The sequence below is a fragment of the Bacteroides celer genome, from assembly GCF_002632415.2.
Taxonomy (GTDB): Bacteria; Bacteroidota; Bacteroidia; order Bacteroidales; family Bacteroidaceae; genus Bacteroides.
Genome location: NZ_CP178209.1, coordinates 4391256 through 4405709, shown reverse-complemented (window position 1 = coordinate 4405709; position 14454 = coordinate 4391256). Strand labels below are relative to the sequence as shown.

The window sequence follows — 14454 nt, the reverse complement described above, 5'->3', positions numbered from 1 at the left end:
TTAGTTAGTTGGTGCAAAGATACGAACAGAATTTCAATATTTAAGTTTTTTGAAACATTCTTGTAACTTTTTTGTAGCCCTCGCGTGTTATCTTTGTAGTGGACAAAAAATAAGAGGAGGCAGAGTTATGAATAGCAGTATTTTTGAACAGCGCAGTCGTTTTGCCATGATTGGTGCATTGATGGTTATTATCAGCCTGATGTTTTTATTCTACATGGGAAGTTCTTTGGTAAGCTCTACCAAAAAATACTTGGAGCAGATACATGAGATAGAGATCACTTGTATCGACACAGACGAATAAAAACAAGCAACCGAAAGGTAGGATAATCCGGAGGAATTCGTATTTTTGCCGGGAGAAAAACAAATCTTATGGAAGAGAAGAATAAAGCCTGGAAAACGGTAAGTAGCAAATATCTATTTCGCCGTCCATGGCTGACTGTGCGTTGCGAAGATATGTTACTTCCCAATGGGAATCATATCCCCGAGTATTATATCCTTGAGTATCCCGACTGGGTAAATACCATTGCCATTACCAAAGATGGTCAATTCGTTTTTGTCCGCCAGTATCGTCCGGGAATCGAACGAACTTGTTATGAACTGTGTGCCGGTGTCTGCGAGAAGGAAGATGCTTCGCCGTTGGTGTCCGCCCAGCGTGAATTGTGGGAAGAAACGGGCTACGGAAAAGGAAACTGGCAAGAGTATATGGTGATTTCCGCTAATCCGAGCACTCATACCAATCTGACTTACTGTTTTCTTGCCACAGACGTGGAACTGATAGACCATCAGCATCTGGAAGCTACTGAAGATATCACCGTCCATCTGTTCACATTGGAAGAAGTGAAAAGTCTGCTCGATAAGAACGAAATTATGCAAGCGCTGAATGCTGCTCCATTATGGAAATATATCGCAAATCTGTAATTGTGTTTGGAATTCTGTAGAGAAACAATAACTTTGGAGAAAATTTAAATCATCTTATTATGAAAACAGTTTTATGGAGTATGCTTTGTTTGTTTCTCTCCGGATGGGGAAGTATGCAAACGGTATTGGCACAGGACTTGAAAGAGATGGAAAAGAACTTGTCCGCCATCAACGAGGAATTGAGTCAAAAGACAAAAGAATATAGTTGGCAGCTTGCAGCTGCTTACGCAGATTATTGTGAAGCAAACAATAAATATATAAGTTGGAATGATTTGCCTTATCTGCAACAGGTTGTCGAATATGAGCGTCCTGCTTCTTTGGAGACTTATCGTCTGGAACATAAAGCCAGTAAAGAGGAACTGGATAAGTTTTTAAATACATACAAAGAATATAAAGATCTGGTGAAGAAGCAAAAGGAAGCGGTAACCAAGGAAGAGAAAGATGCTGTATCAACAGCCTTTTCCGCATTCTGGAAAAAGTTGAGAAGTGAAGAGAATGCTTATAAAGATTTGTACTATGCCGAACGAAAGGCTGTCTGCAAATATAGATCGGAAGCTTTGCGATATGCGATTGCCTATTATAAAGAAAAGAAGCAGGAGATTCCGACTTCTTATATAAAATATACTGAACGGTCTTATTTATTGCAGAAAGGTTCTGCCTTGGAGTTATTACAAAAAGAAATAAGTGCATTGGAAAGTGTACAGAGAGAGATAATTCAGAATATAACGAGGGCAAAGTATGGGTTGAGTGAAACCGGAGAAAATAAAAGAGAGAAGATATTTGATTGATAAGAGATCATCTGGGATAAAGAAATCCCTTTTTATAATTGGAGGTCTGGACTGAAGAGTTCGGACCTCTTTGTTTTCTCTCTCAAGTACGTATAGGTAAGTTTCTTTTCATCCTATGCCAATTTCTTTTGCATAGGGAGAAAACTTGTTTAGAGTATAAGATAAACTATAACCACAAGTTCTGATTATATAACTGAAACTTTTGATTACATAACTGAAAGTTGCAGTTTTATAACCGGAACTTGCGGTTATAGTTTGGGATAAGGGAAAAGCAACTTTTCCCAAGGAAGAAAGTAAGTTTCCTCCTTATAGAGAATAAGTTTTCTAACCATATTCCATAAGATAGATAATAAGAATCAGGGAATGGCGATGCTGATTTGTTCAACGGTTATTCCAATACAAAAATAATAGTTTCATTTACGGGGGCCCAGTCATAGATAAACTTGGCATGGGAAGTTGCATTCCGCACGCACATGTGTGAGCGTGGAGTAGTTCCCAACGACGGACTATATTCTATCTGCGTCTTGCGGGGAGCATTGACCGGTACTCCGTGAATATAGGCCCCGTCCGTGAAACGACTCGCATAAGGAGCATAACCTCCCGTTTCTTTCGAGCCGTCTTTTAGAAATACCATTTTCACTTTCTTTTCTTGTAAAACAAACATTCCTAAAGGAGTTTCCTGTGCATACGGGGGCAGATGACGTCCCGTAGTGGAAGGATTCATACTGCGAACCACCCATTGCCCTTTTCCGCTACGTTCAAGAGAAGCGATATTCTGATTGTGGCGGTCTACGAAAACAGCTTTGTTAAAAACAATCGTATCTCCGATTACTTTGACATATTTTTTAGGAATCATCCATTCATCTCCGGTAAACATTGGCTCTGCTTTTATGAATTTCTCTCCATCTTCGATAAAACGGGTTAATTCCCCATCCTGTCCGTAACGTTCGGGTACTAATGTGTCAGTCAATAGATAAAGCGGAACGGATTGGTAACGTTCTATGCCAAGAGTATCTGCCACTCGTCCGTAAGCGTTTCTTTTGAAACTTCTCACAAGTGGTGCTTCTCCATTTCTGTTTTTGTAATTCTGGAGAATAGCCCAGGTGGAAGGCTGCAACTGTATATTTTCGAGCAAGGCCAGCTGTTCTTTGATTTTATCCCACTGAAACTGCCGGGTAGTGTCTTTATAAGGATAGGTGTCTTCCAATGTGTATTGATCATACAATAAATCTTTGGAGATTTCTATCTGCTCTGCCGTGAGTTTTTTATTAACAGGTTTAACCTCGGGTTGAACTATTGTATCCTGTGACAGCGAGTCTGTTTGTTGTTCGTGTACAGGAGAAATCTCTCCTGTACGCGAAGTGCAGGAGTAGAAGACGCAAGAGGCGATGATGAGGCCGGATGCTATTCCATTCATATTATTTATACAGTGCATTTGATGGTTCGTTTACGAATATACGTCATTATAAGGAATAATCCTTTTGTTTTGTTTAAAAAGTAGGTGACAAATATACTTTTTTGCCATACAATGCAAGTTGTCAGTCATTTTGTCAGTCTATTTCTGACAAAGAATCATTTATTTACTTTGGCACGCTTTTCGCAATAACTTTAGCGTTCCGCCTGAAAAATGGCGGGTAACATCTACTATTAAATGTATAACTAAAATATAACAAGTAACTATGAACATTAAACCATTAGCAGACAGAGTGCTTATCCTCCCTGCACCTGCAGAAGAAAAAACAATTGGTGGTATCATTATCCCTGATACAGCAAAAGAGAAACCTTTGAAGGGTGAAGTTGTGGCAATAGGTCACGGTACGAAAGACGAAGAAATGGTATTGAAAGTAGGCGATACAGTTCTTTATGGTAAATATGCCGGAACAGAACTTGACGTTGAAGGTACTAAATATCTGATTATGCGTCAGAGCGATGTTCTCGCTGTTTTGGGTTAATTAATAATAGTAAATAGTAAATCTTTAAATAGTAAATAAAGAGATGGCAAAAGAAATATTATTCAATATCGATGCCCGTGACCAATTGAAAAAAGGTGTCGATGCTTTGGCAAATGCAGTAAAAGTAACTCTGGGCCCGAAAGGACGTAACGTTATCATTGAGAAGAAATTCGGTGCTCCGCACATCACAAAAGACGGTGTGACAGTAGCAAAAGAAATCGAATTGGCAGATGCTTACCAGAACACTGGTGCACAGTTGGTAAAAGAAGTTGCTTCTAAGACAGGTGACGATGCCGGTGACGGTACAACTACTGCAACCGTTCTTGCACAAGCTATCGTAGCTGAAGGTTTGAAGAACGTAACTGCCGGTGCTAGCCCGATGGATATCAAACGTGGTATCGACAAGGCCGTTGCCAAAGTGGTAGAATCAATCAAGGATCAGGCTGAAACTGTAGGTGACAACTATGACAAGATTGAACAGGTTGCCACTGTATCTGCAAACAACGATCCGGTAATCGGTAAATTGATTGCTGACGCTATGCGTAAAGTTTCTAAAGACGGTGTGATTACTATCGAAGAAGCAAAAGGAACAGACACTACTATCGGTGTAGTAGAAGGTATGCAGTTCGACCGTGGTTATTTGTCTGCTTACTTCGTGACAAATACGGAAAAGATGGAATGTGAGATGGAGAAACCTTACATCCTGATCTATGACAAGAAGATTTCTAACCTGAAAGATTTCTTGCCTATCCTCGAACCTGCTGTACAGACTGGTCGTCCTCTGTTGGTAATTGCAGAAGATGTAGATAGCGAAGCGTTGACTACATTGGTAGTAAACCGTCTGCGTTCTCAATTGAAGATCTGTGCTGTGAAAGCTCCGGGCTTCGGTGACCGTCGTAAAGAAATGCTGGAAGATATCGCTATACTGACAGGTGGTGTTGTTATCAGCGAAGAAAAAGGTTTGAAACTGGAACAGGCTACCATCGAAATGTTGGGTACTGCTGACAAAGTTACAGTTACTAAAGACTATACAACTGTTGTAAACGGTGCAGGTAACAAAGACAGCATCAAGGAACGTTGCGAACAGATCAAAGCACAGATTGTGGCAACTAAGTCTGACTATGACCGTGAGAAATTGCAGGAACGTCTGGCTAAATTGTCAGGTGGTGTGGCTGTTCTCTATGTAGGTGCTGCTTCAGAAGTAGAAATGAAAGAAAAGAAAGACCGTGTGGACGATGCTTTGCGTGCAACTCGTGCTGCTATCGAAGAAGGTATCATCCCGGGTGGTGGTGTAGCTTATATCCGTGCTATTGATTCTTTGGAAGGAATGAAGGGTGATAATGCCGATGAAACAACTGGTATTGGTATCATCAAACGCGCCATCGAAGAACCGCTTCGCGAGATTGTTGCTAACGCTGGTAAAGAAGGTGCAGTCGTTGTTCAGAAAGTACGTGAAGGAAAAGGTGATTTCGGTTACAATGCCCGCACGGACGTTTACGAAAACTTGCACGCTGCCGGTGTAGTAGATCCTGCTAAGGTTGCTCGTGTAGCTTTGGAAAATGCAGCTTCTATCGCTGGTATGTTCCTGACTACTGAATGTGTAATTGTAGAAAAGAAGGAAGATAAGCCAGAAATGCCGATGGGCGCTCCCGGAATGGGAGGCATGGGCGGAATGATGTAATTCCGGCTTTCGCTGAATGAATATGAAAACGAGGGTGTCCGAAAAGGGTACCCTCGTTCTTTTTATTATCAATCTATTCTGCAAATTGATCTTTTCAAAACATCCTTGCTTTATATTTTGTTTGGTCAACGTATTCTTAGTAATGAGAATACTTCGTATATTTAGAATCAAATTTATTAATAAAAGTGAGATGTTGAAAGTATTAACATTTATGAAGCAGGTAGCTAACGGGCTACAGGTGGAGGGAAACTTCGGTACTGCGCACGTCTATCGTAGCAGTCTGAATGCCATCATTGCTTATAATGGGAAAGTGGACTTCACCTTTGATGAAGTGAGTCCGGAGTGGTTAAAGGGATTTGAAGTATATCTTCGCAGTGGTGGTTGCAGTTGGAACACCGTTTCCACTTATTTGCGCACGTTTCGTGCGGTTTACAATCGTGCCGTTGATCTTCGGAAAGCTTCTTATGTACCTCATCTGTTCCGTTCTGTTTATACCGGTACTCGTGCCGACCATAAACGTGCATTGGGCGATGAAGATATGAAAAAGGTATTTGCAAAATTGTCTCGTACGTCCGGTGTGCCATTAGCGGTATATCAGGCGCAAGAGTTATTTATTCTGATGTTTTCGCTTCGTGGTATGCCATTTGTGGATCTCGCTTATTTGCGTAAGAGTGATTTGCGTGATAACGTAATAACGTATCGCAGACGTAAGACAGGACGGCCATTGTCAGTGACATTGACTCCCGAAGCGATGATCCTGGTGAAGAAGTATATGAATCGTGATCCTTCTTCTCCTTATTTGTTTCCATTGTTGAAAAGCCGTGAAGGAACCAAAGAGGCGTATCGCGAATATCAGTTGGCATTGCGCAGCTTTAACCAACAGTTGATGTTGCTAGGTGAATTATTGGGATTATCCGATAAGTTGAGCTCGTACACCGCCCGCCATACCTGGGCTACGACAGCTTATTATTGTGAAATCCATCCGGGCATTATCTCCGAAGCGATGGGACATTCGTCTATCACCGTCACTGAAACCTATCTGAAACCTTTCCGAAGTAAGAAAATTGATGAAGCAAATAAACAAGTTCTTGACTTCGTGAAACGCTCTGTTGTAGGTGTAAGCGCTTGAAAATTACTCTGTTACTTTGTAGGTAACGGGAATGAATATCGGTGCAAATATGAGCATATTTATTAAAACAACCAAACGAAATCACACATTTTTTTCTAATAAAGCATTCAAAAGTAGAACTAGAACAAATAAAACACGCGGATTCTTTGTATTAGGGCTTTGTTAACTTCTAAATTTTGCAAAAGATTTCCTTCCCCTCTACTGCCTTTCAGAAGCAGGGGTAAAAAAGTTTCATCACATTTGGTATCATTTTTCAGTATTGACTACTCCAGAAGAGCAGGCACAAAGGTTTCTCTGTTACCTACAAAGTAACGGGCATGCTATTATTGAAACTTAGTGTTTAATAATATATTATTAATGTAATTTTTAAGTAGTTATGAAAAGAAAATTTGTAAAAGTGATGTTCTTCGGGGCGTTGGCACTTTCTACTGTCACCTATGTAGGTTGTAAGGACTATGATGATGACATAAAAAGTGTACAGGAACAAATTGACCAGATCAAGTCAAACAATCCTGTAAGCGTGGGAGACATGCAAACTGCCATTAATGCGGCTAAAAGTGCTTTGGAAAGTCAGTTGGCTGATTTAAAGACAAAATTGGAGAATAAGGATTCTCAAATTAAAGATTTGGGTCTGAAAATTACTGATTTGGAGGACAAATTGTCAAAGACTGCTGATAAGGCAACGGTCGACCAGCTGACAAAAGACTTGGCAACAGCTAAGAATGATTTAGAAGCACTGAAGAAACTTCAAAAGTCTGATATTGATGGTTTGACAGCAAGAATTGTAAAGCTGGAAGCCCTTAAAGAGGAATTGGATGGTTTAAAAGTCAATTTCGCTACAAAAGAAGAGCTGAAGAACTACGTTGAATCTGCAAAACTGTCAGGACTTATCAGTGATGAAATTGCCACAGCTTTGGGAGAAGATGGGGAGATTGCCGCTGCAATAAATGATGCTATTCAAACAAAGGTTCTTGCAGACTTTGGCAGTATGAAGGAAGTTGCTGCTCTTGCCGGAGAGGATGCAACTGTAGCAGATGTTATTAAAGAATTGTATGCTGCTATTAATGCTGATAAAACTGGTATCCTTGCTAAACTGACTGCGCTGGAAGACTATCAAACAGCATTGGAAGATAAAGCGGTAGAAAATGGTTTCGAGAGTGTAGAAGCCGTTATTGCAGAGGTGAAATCTCTTAAAACGACTCTTTCCGGTCTTTATGCAAGCGCAGAATTCAGTGAAAAAGTCAAGGCGATTGTTTCAGCAGAACTGACGACTGTAAATAGCCGTATAGATACGTTAGAAGATGACCTTGCAAAACTGGGTGTTGCTATTAAAGGTATGATTCAGAGTGTAGTATATATTCCTACAAGCATAGATCGTAGCGTAGATTTCTATACTTTGTATGCTAAGAAAACTTCAACCTCATCTTCTTATGTTGTTGCAGCGAAGAGTGCAGATGCAAAAGAATTGCAATTCCGTATTTCTCCGGCTTCTGCTGCTATGACATTGGAGGATTTCAATAAAAACTACGAAATCAAGTTAAATGCTGAAGAACGTAACTGGACTCGTGCTGCTGAACCGTTTGCCGTAGAAGTGAAGAACTGTGAAGCTGGTGTTCTTACAGTATCATTAACAACTTCAAGCGAAAAGAGCCATGCGATATCTTTGAATATTGTAAGCACAAAAGATATGGAAGGTAAAGAAGGATTGACTCCGACAAATATTAATTCTGATTATATCGCAGTGATACAGTCTAGTTATTATCTGAAGACTGCCTATTATGAGGTAGCAACAGAGAAAGCAGGCGAGATTATCTATGATGCCCCCCAACCGGTTGACTATTCTGGGGTTGGAGCTTTGACAGTTTCATATACAACAACTGCAAGTGGAAGCACAGCATTTACAAAAACATTAGAAGAACTGAATGTAGAGAATATCTTTGCGACGACTTATAGCTTGACTGGAACAGATGCAAATCTATTTGAAGTTTCTACTGCAGGTAGCGTTAGTCTAAAAACATCCGGTCTGATTGCTTCTTTGGACAAAACTGCTGATGTTATGGCTAAAGTAACAGCTCCAGGTTTCTATTTGGAAACTAGTTCTAATAATCCTAAAAAGTTAGGAACTGTAAAAGTAACACGTACTATTGATGGACTTACACATGTGTATGCTTCGGTAGAACGTGACTGGACTAATGAAGCTGCAGCTGCTGCAGAGGAGAGAGTAGTTTTAAATGTTGCTGACATTTATAACGATCCGGCAGTGAATATCCGTCCATCAGCTTATGAAAGTTTGAGCTTGGCTGAAACTCTTCCTGTATCAGGTGTACGCTTAGAAAAGGGTATAAATAATGCCTTGACTTTAATCATTCCTAAAAATACAGCTGCTGGTGATTATACCGCAACAGCTAAGTTCGAAGGAGATGGCTATACACTTACTGTAACTGTCCCAGTTAAGATTAAGTCTATCACTTTGGCTAAATTGGCTAGAGTATCAGAAATGTGGTCTTCAGATCAAACTCGTACAGGCTTTACTCCGACAAAAGATTCAGAGACAGCGGCTACTGCTATTACTTCCGAATTTAAGCTTGCTACTATATTCTCCAACTTTGATGCTGTTAAGGCTGCTGTTTTGGCTAAGGGTGGTACTTTCGTAATCACTACTAACATTACAGAAAATAGTATTGCTGGTGTTAGCTATGATGAAAACAATGCTAAGTTTACGTTTGACAAAGATCGCTATACTGGTAAAATGACTGTTGGCGGTAAAACTGTACCTGCTGTAGTTAAGTTTACTATTAAAGCTAGCTATAATGGTAAAGTAGAGGATACGATTGAAGGTATTGTTGAAGTGAAAGATATTAGTGGAACTTGGGTTGCTCCGACTGCAACGGCTCTTTCTTTATCTAATAAATCAGTAGAATATAATGTTTCAACAGGCTTTGCTTGGAATGATTTAGCTGGTAAGACTATGTGGAAGGACGGTGCTGTGATAGCAGGAACAGGAAACAATGGATTTGCAAGTTCAGTTACTAATCCTCTTGATATCTATGGTCTGGTAGCTCCTGTTTTTGCATTCAAAGAAGCAGCTGCGTCAACTTATCTGTCTCTTGATGCTTCTACAGGAAAGGTGACTTTTACATCGGAAGGTAAATCTCACCATTTCTACGAAGCTGTAACTTATACTGTAGAAGTAAAAGCTACATCTAAGTGGGGTACAATTAAGAATTATGAAGGAAAGAATACAATTACAGTAACTATTCCGGCAGAATAAGAAGAAAAATTGGAGAGTTGCTTCAAACCTCCTAATGCTTTATATAAGCAAAGGATTGTATTACAGTTGAAACTACTCCAAATTCAGAATAATAAAACCCTTCTTCACCTTGTGTGAAGAATACGCCGAGAAGAAACAGAGTGAAGGATTTGGCTTGTGAAAGTCAATCCTTCCAATTCTGTTCTTCTTATAGAAAGGGATACCTCCCTTATTTCCCACAGGTATCCCTTTTTTTTATTTCATAACATCTCCTTATTTACACTAGAAACCAATTTGCTAGTCCCTTATTTCCCTATAGATTAAGGAGATGTTTTGAGAATATAGAAAGTCCGGGCTTGCGAAAGTCCGGGCTTTTTCATTATTATTTATTTATCGGATTGAATATAATGGAAGTTCTCGTCATACAGTCCTACGAGTAGGCTTTGGCCTTTACCATCCACTTTCAGCCCGCCATATACGGCTTTTTGATAAAGAGTATCTTGTCCCTCTTCAAAGAAGAAAGACTCGGCACCGAGGAAGATCCGGTGACGTACTATTTTATATTTGATGACTAGCTCATTGTCGTTTACAGGCTCTAAAGCGTTTTGCAGCCGCACTATTTTTCCTACTTGATTACTGTCAATTTGAAGTATGGCATAACCGCGTATGGCAGTTTGTTGGTCTAGCAGATCTGATGAAGCTTCTTTGTAGCTAAGCCTCATATAGTCTCCTTGCATAAGAGAGCGGGGATCGACGGGAGCTAGCTGTAACAAAATCAACTGTCCGTCTTTCAAAGTTTGCTCTTTTTTATAAACCGACCAGTTGAAATATCCCAGTAGCAGTATCAGGTTTGCAATAATCAATATTCGGCTATACTTTTTCATGTCTTGTTCTTTTTTGAGTGAAGAAATACCAGGCTGTAATACATGCAATTCCGATGAAGAAAAGCGTCATGGATTTGGTGAGCAGGCTCAAATTCAAATCATAATAGTATTTGGAAACGGCATAGATAAAAAGAAGAAGCGAGGCAGCACACTCCGCTTTGTAGCCATAATGGAAACATATTAGAATCAGCAACAAACTGCCGGATAAATAAGGAGCAAACACGGTAGGCAGACAGATAACAATACAAAGAATATAGATACCAATCTGATTCACCGGATGATCCACTTTCATGACCTGCATGATTCGTTGAACCATTATAAGAATACCGATCCATATACAAACAGACAGTATGCAGGATACAAGCCAGCTATTTGTTTCTGATATCAGATAATTGATTGATAATCCTCCCAGTGAGACGATACCGGATATGAATAATCCGAAATGAAATGGTTTGTATTTGGAAAAGTAATTCTTTGTTCCTATACATTCAAACAACTTAGTTTCAAAGATGTTGGCAAATAGAAATAGTGCAAGGATAGGAACTACAGCTATTTGCAAGGGATAAAACGAAGAAAAGACATGGGCGGCTTCTCCGAAGAAAGATATATTAAACAGAATGACTGAAAGAAAGGGGAGGATAAACCCTCTTGATAACAAGAATGTGAGAATACTGATTCCTATAAGTGTAGTGAAGAGGATATTAATGCTGGCATTTATACCAAAACCAATCAATACACACCCGGCTATGTATAAAGTGATGTTCATTGCATCCAGAAAAGACCGGATCACCATGCGGCTGATTGTTAGGGTAGTGAGAATTAATATACTTCCTACAATCAGGCAAGAAATATCGGAGCGGAGGATTCTGGCAAGTGCCAGAAATCCCAGAAAGAAAATAGCCGTCAGGATTCCTCCGATAATAGATACGGCTTGAATGGTGAGGCTATGCTTCTGTGTCATACCATTGCTTTTTTAGATGAAGAATGATGTAAATGAGTAAAGTTGTTCCGGTGATGACAATAACCCCTCCGTAGAAGAATATCTGAACATCCCTAAGACCGCTTTGTGATATGAATGTAGTCAATAGAATCATTAACGCAGCAAACGGAATGATAGCCAGATAGAACAGGCTTTTTACTTTCCATCCATACCAAAGTCCCGCAGAGAATAAAAGGAGGGTGCTTATGAGAGGAACAGACAATATGGCATTCTCTTCGCAGATTGTCATCATTAACAGAAAACTGGTATGTATAATAGTAGCCAGTGAAAGAAGACTGACAAACCAGCGATTGTTTCTGTCCAAATGACCTTTTACACTCATCCATTCCGTGATGATCGTTGTTAAGGCACATATCCAGGTTACTGCATTGGCCAGCAAAGTCATTTCCCAGGAGTTGGCACTGGCAATCTGTATATTGTACAACCATATCGTAGTACAAAGTAATCCGATGAACGTCAGCCATAACGGAGCGAAACGGATAGCAACCGCCCAGAGAATAGTGAAGAGAGTCCATCCCAGGAAAAGATCGTAAGCATCGGCTCCCGTTTGGTAGATTTGTCCGAAGACAGCTAAAAGCGTGCCTATCAGGAATGTAGCTCCGGTCAGGAGAATTTGTTTGACGAGCTTATTCCAATGCGTGAATGTAGCGAGCAGGACAGAAGCTACTAATAACACTTCTACTATTCCTAACTTTGCAAATTTGGGTAATTCCTCCCAGTTGTAGGCAAAGAAGAAGATAATTCCTGCCACTGTAAAACCAACGCCCACTGCCAATAAAAAAATAGAAAGGAATTGATTCCATTGTTTTTTATCTGCGTACAGCGCTTGTCGGGATAAAGGCGAAGAGTCGGTCTTTTCCATGTGTTTTTGCTTTTTGATGATTACAAACATAAGAAAATAAAATGATTATCACCTCAAGATAGACTATAAAAAGGTATGACTTACCTTATTGAAATTGACAATAATAGTAGGTCATACCTTGAGAGAGGTTATGAAAATATTCAAAATAGAATAACTTAAAATACCTCCCGTATATGCTTAAAGTTAGAATTGATCGTATCAATTACTTCTTGTGAACGACCGTTGATTAACAACTTATACATTGATTGTGCAAAGCCCACCATTTGACCGAATTCAATTTTGGGAGGCATGGCTAGTGCGTTCGGATCAGTCATGATATTAACAAGTACCGGACCGTCCAACTCAAATGCATTCAGTAAGGTAGTCAACACTTCTTCCGGATCACTGACATTAAATCCGGTCATTCCCATTGCTTCGGCCACTTGAGCAAAGTCTGGATTCAACATATTTGTCTGCCAGTCCGGCAATCCGTCCACTTCCATTTCCAACTTCACCATTCCCAATGAACGGTTGTTGAATACGATAATTTTAATTGGTAACTTATATTGTACAACGGTTTCCAAGTCTCCTAAAGTCATAGACAAGCCACCATCTCCGCAAAGCGCCACTACCTGGCGATCCGGATAAGCTAGTGCGGCACCGATGGCTTGCGGCAAAGCATTTGCCATAGAACCATGATTGAAAGAACCCAGCATGTGGCGTTTGCCTGTCGCTTGCAGATAACGTGCTCCCCACACACAAGTCATTCCCGTATCTACTGTGAACACAGCATCGTCCGAACTTAGTTTGTCTATTTCGGACATCACATATTCGGGATGAATCTTATTTACGTCGCCTTTATCTTCCGTGTAAGCAGCCAGATCCTTCTTTACGCCTTCATATCTTTTGAGTTGTTTCAACAGGAACGAATCATCTGTCTTCGGATTCAGCATACGCAATAGACTTTGGATGCTCAGTTTAACATCACCGCAAAGTCCGATATCCACCTTTGCACGACGTCCCAGACGTTCGGGCTTTATATCAATCTGTGCTATCTTGATGTCATCCGGCAGGAAAGCGGAATAAGGAAAGTCTGTGCCGAGCATGAGAAGCACTTCGGCTTCATGCATACTGTAATAGCCTGACGGCATTCCCAACAATCCGGTCATACCCACTTCATACGGATTTTCATATTGCACCTCCATCTTTCCTTTGAAAGTATATACCACCGGAGCATTCAGCTTCTCGGAAAGCGCGATCACTTCCTCGTGAGCTCCCCGGCAACCGATGCCGCAGAAAAGAGTGATACGTGTATGTTTGTTTAACATGTCAGCTAATTGAGCCAGATCTTCTTCCGACGGACAAACTTCCGGTGGGGCAGGATAGTTGATAACCGACGAGTCGACGGTAACGGCAGAAGCCTTTGCCAAGTCACCCGGAAGCCCGATAACGGACACCCCTTTGCGGGTGACAGCCGTTTGTATGGCCGACTGGAGCATACGTGGAAATTGTGTGGGAGTAGTGGCTACTTCATTATAATAACTGCAATCGTTAAAAAGTTTGATGGTATTCGTCTCCTGAAAATATTCCGTACCAAACTCTCCGGTAGGAATTGTAGAGGCGATGGCGATTACCGGTGCGCCGGATCGGTGTGCGTCATACAAGCCGTTAATCAGATGAACATGTCCCGGCCCGCTACTTCCCGCGCAGCATCCCGGGCGACCGGTCAGTTGTGCTTCTGCCGCAGCGGCATACGCCCCTGTTTCTTCGTGGCGCACATGTATCCATTTTATTTGATCGTTTTTTCTGACTGCTTCGTTTACTTCATTCAGACTGTCGCCTGTTACGGCGTAGATGCGTTCAACTCCGGATTTTACCAGAGTATCTATCAACTGTTCTGCTATTTTTTTTGCCATAGCTGTAATTGGTTTAGGATTGATTTTTATGTAATAACAGATGGCTGCAAAGAAAAGTTCTGATTTAACATATGCTAATAACGCCTTTGTGTCGG

Annotated in this window: 12 protein-coding genes; 7 read left to right on the top strand and 5 right to left on the bottom strand. The window is 40.7% G+C overall.

What is annotated here, in order from left to right:
* Nucleotides 1–127: 127 nt before the first annotated feature.
* From CJF29_RS17990 to CJF29_RS17980, 3 genes are all read left to right on the top strand, one after another.
* A complete protein-coding gene (locus CJF29_RS17990; protein WP_004301069.1) occupies nt 128–301 on the top strand; it encodes a hypothetical protein in 174 nt (57 codons plus the stop codon).
* Nucleotides 302–369: 68 nt separating this feature from the next.
* A complete protein-coding gene (locus tag CJF29_RS17985; protein ID WP_099146566.1) occupies nt 370–918 on the top strand; it encodes an NUDIX hydrolase in 549 nt (182 codons plus the stop codon).
* A 59-nt stretch (nt 919–977) separates the two neighbouring features.
* Nucleotides 978–1706: a DUF5039 family protein gene (locus tag CJF29_RS17980; RefSeq protein WP_004327103.1), complete on the top strand. Its 729-nt coding sequence runs from the start codon at nt 978–980 to the stop codon at nt 1704–1706.
* A 388-nt stretch (nt 1707–2094) separates the two neighbouring features.
* Here CJF29_RS17980 and CJF29_RS17975 read toward each other — a convergent pair whose 3' ends face one another.
* The gene (locus CJF29_RS17975; RefSeq protein WP_099146567.1) at nt 2095–3141 is read right to left on the bottom strand and encodes a L,D-transpeptidase; all 1047 of its coding nucleotides are present in this window, start codon (nt 3139–3141) and stop codon (nt 2095–2097) included.
* A gap of 244 nt (nt 3142–3385) precedes the next feature.
* Between CJF29_RS17975 and CJF29_RS17970 the strand changes: the two genes are divergently transcribed.
* From CJF29_RS17970 to CJF29_RS17955, 4 genes are all read left to right on the top strand, one after another.
* On the top strand, nt 3386–3658 hold the full coding sequence (locus tag CJF29_RS17970) for a co-chaperone GroES (RefSeq protein WP_004301062.1): 273 nt from the start codon (nt 3386–3388) through the stop codon (nt 3656–3658).
* A 43-nt stretch (nt 3659–3701) separates the two neighbouring features.
* Nucleotides 3702–5339 (top strand): chaperonin GroEL, encoded by a 1638-nt coding sequence (groL, locus tag CJF29_RS17965; protein ID WP_004301061.1) that lies wholly within the window; start codon nt 3702–3704, stop codon nt 5337–5339.
* Nucleotides 5340–5529: 190 nt separating this feature from the next.
* Nucleotides 5530–6468 carry a tyrosine-type recombinase/integrase gene (locus CJF29_RS17960; protein WP_074556937.1) on the top strand — a complete coding sequence of 313 codons (939 nt, stop codon included), beginning with the start codon at nt 5530–5532 and terminating at the stop codon, nt 6466–6468.
* A gap of 376 nt (nt 6469–6844) precedes the next feature.
* Nucleotides 6845–9739, top strand: a complete 2895-nt coding sequence (locus CJF29_RS17955) for a MepB protein (RefSeq protein ID WP_074556935.1) — start codon at nt 6845–6847, stop codon at nt 9737–9739.
* 365 nt (nt 9740–10104) lie between these two features.
* On the opposite strand, the gene CJF29_RS17950 is transcribed toward CJF29_RS17955, so the two are convergent.
* From CJF29_RS17950 to CJF29_RS17935, 4 genes are all read right to left on the bottom strand, one after another.
* Nucleotides 10105–10602: a GDYXXLXY domain-containing protein gene (locus tag CJF29_RS17950; RefSeq protein ID WP_004307158.1), complete on the bottom strand. Its 498-nt coding sequence runs from the start codon at nt 10600–10602 to the stop codon at nt 10105–10107.
* Complete coding sequence (locus tag CJF29_RS17945) at nt 10589–11563, bottom strand: DUF4401 domain-containing protein (RefSeq protein WP_074556934.1); 975 nt, start codon at nt 11561–11563, stop codon at nt 10589–10591. Before CJF29_RS17945 ends, CJF29_RS17950 begins: the two co-directional genes overlap by 14 nt.
* Nucleotides 11547–12464 carry a DUF2157 domain-containing protein gene (locus CJF29_RS17940; RefSeq protein ID WP_074556932.1) on the bottom strand — a complete coding sequence of 306 codons (918 nt, stop codon included), beginning with the start codon at nt 12462–12464 and terminating at the stop codon, nt 11547–11549. Before CJF29_RS17940 ends, CJF29_RS17945 begins: the two co-directional genes overlap by 17 nt.
* Nucleotides 12465–12619: 155 nt before the next feature.
* The gene (locus CJF29_RS17935) at nt 12620–14359 is read right to left on the bottom strand and encodes a thiamine pyrophosphate-dependent enzyme (RefSeq protein ID WP_044918898.1); all 1740 of its coding nucleotides are present in this window, start codon (nt 14357–14359) and stop codon (nt 12620–12622) included.
* Between the last annotated feature and the right edge of the window lie 95 nt (nt 14360–14454).

What these genes read in the sequence shown, in the direction of transcription:
- CJF29_RS17990 (WP_004301069.1), top strand. Translation starts at nt 128, where the DNA reads ATGAATAGCAGTATTTTTGAACAGCGCAGTCGTTTTGCCATGATTGGT.
- CJF29_RS17985 (WP_099146566.1), top strand. Translation starts at nt 370, where the DNA reads ATGGAAGAGAAGAATAAAGCCTGGAAAACGGTAAGTAGCAAATATCTA.
- CJF29_RS17980 (WP_004327103.1), top strand. Translation starts at nt 978, where the DNA reads ATGAAAACAGTTTTATGGAGTATGCTTTGTTTGTTTCTCTCCGGATGG.
- CJF29_RS17975 (WP_099146567.1), bottom strand. Translation starts at nt 3,141, where the DNA reads ATGCACTGTATAAATAATATGAATGGAATAGCATCCGGCCTCATCATC.
- CJF29_RS17970 (WP_004301062.1), top strand. Translation starts at nt 3,386, where the DNA reads ATGAACATTAAACCATTAGCAGACAGAGTGCTTATCCTCCCTGCACCT.
- groL (WP_004301061.1), top strand. Translation starts at nt 3,702, where the DNA reads ATGGCAAAAGAAATATTATTCAATATCGATGCCCGTGACCAATTGAAA.
- CJF29_RS17960 (WP_074556937.1), top strand. Translation starts at nt 5,530, where the DNA reads ATGTTGAAAGTATTAACATTTATGAAGCAGGTAGCTAACGGGCTACAG.
- CJF29_RS17955 (WP_074556935.1), top strand. Translation starts at nt 6,845, where the DNA reads ATGAAAAGAAAATTTGTAAAAGTGATGTTCTTCGGGGCGTTGGCACTT.
- CJF29_RS17950 (WP_004307158.1), bottom strand. Translation starts at nt 10,602, where the DNA reads ATGAAAAAGTATAGCCGAATATTGATTATTGCAAACCTGATACTGCTA.
- CJF29_RS17945 (WP_074556934.1), bottom strand. Translation starts at nt 11,563, where the DNA reads ATGACACAGAAGCATAGCCTCACCATTCAAGCCGTATCTATTATCGGA.
- CJF29_RS17940 (WP_074556932.1), bottom strand. Translation starts at nt 12,464, where the DNA reads ATGGAAAAGACCGACTCTTCGCCTTTATCCCGACAAGCGCTGTACGCA.
- CJF29_RS17935 (WP_044918898.1), bottom strand. Translation starts at nt 14,359, where the DNA reads ATGGCAAAAAAAATAGCAGAACAGTTGATAGATACTCTGGTAAAATCC.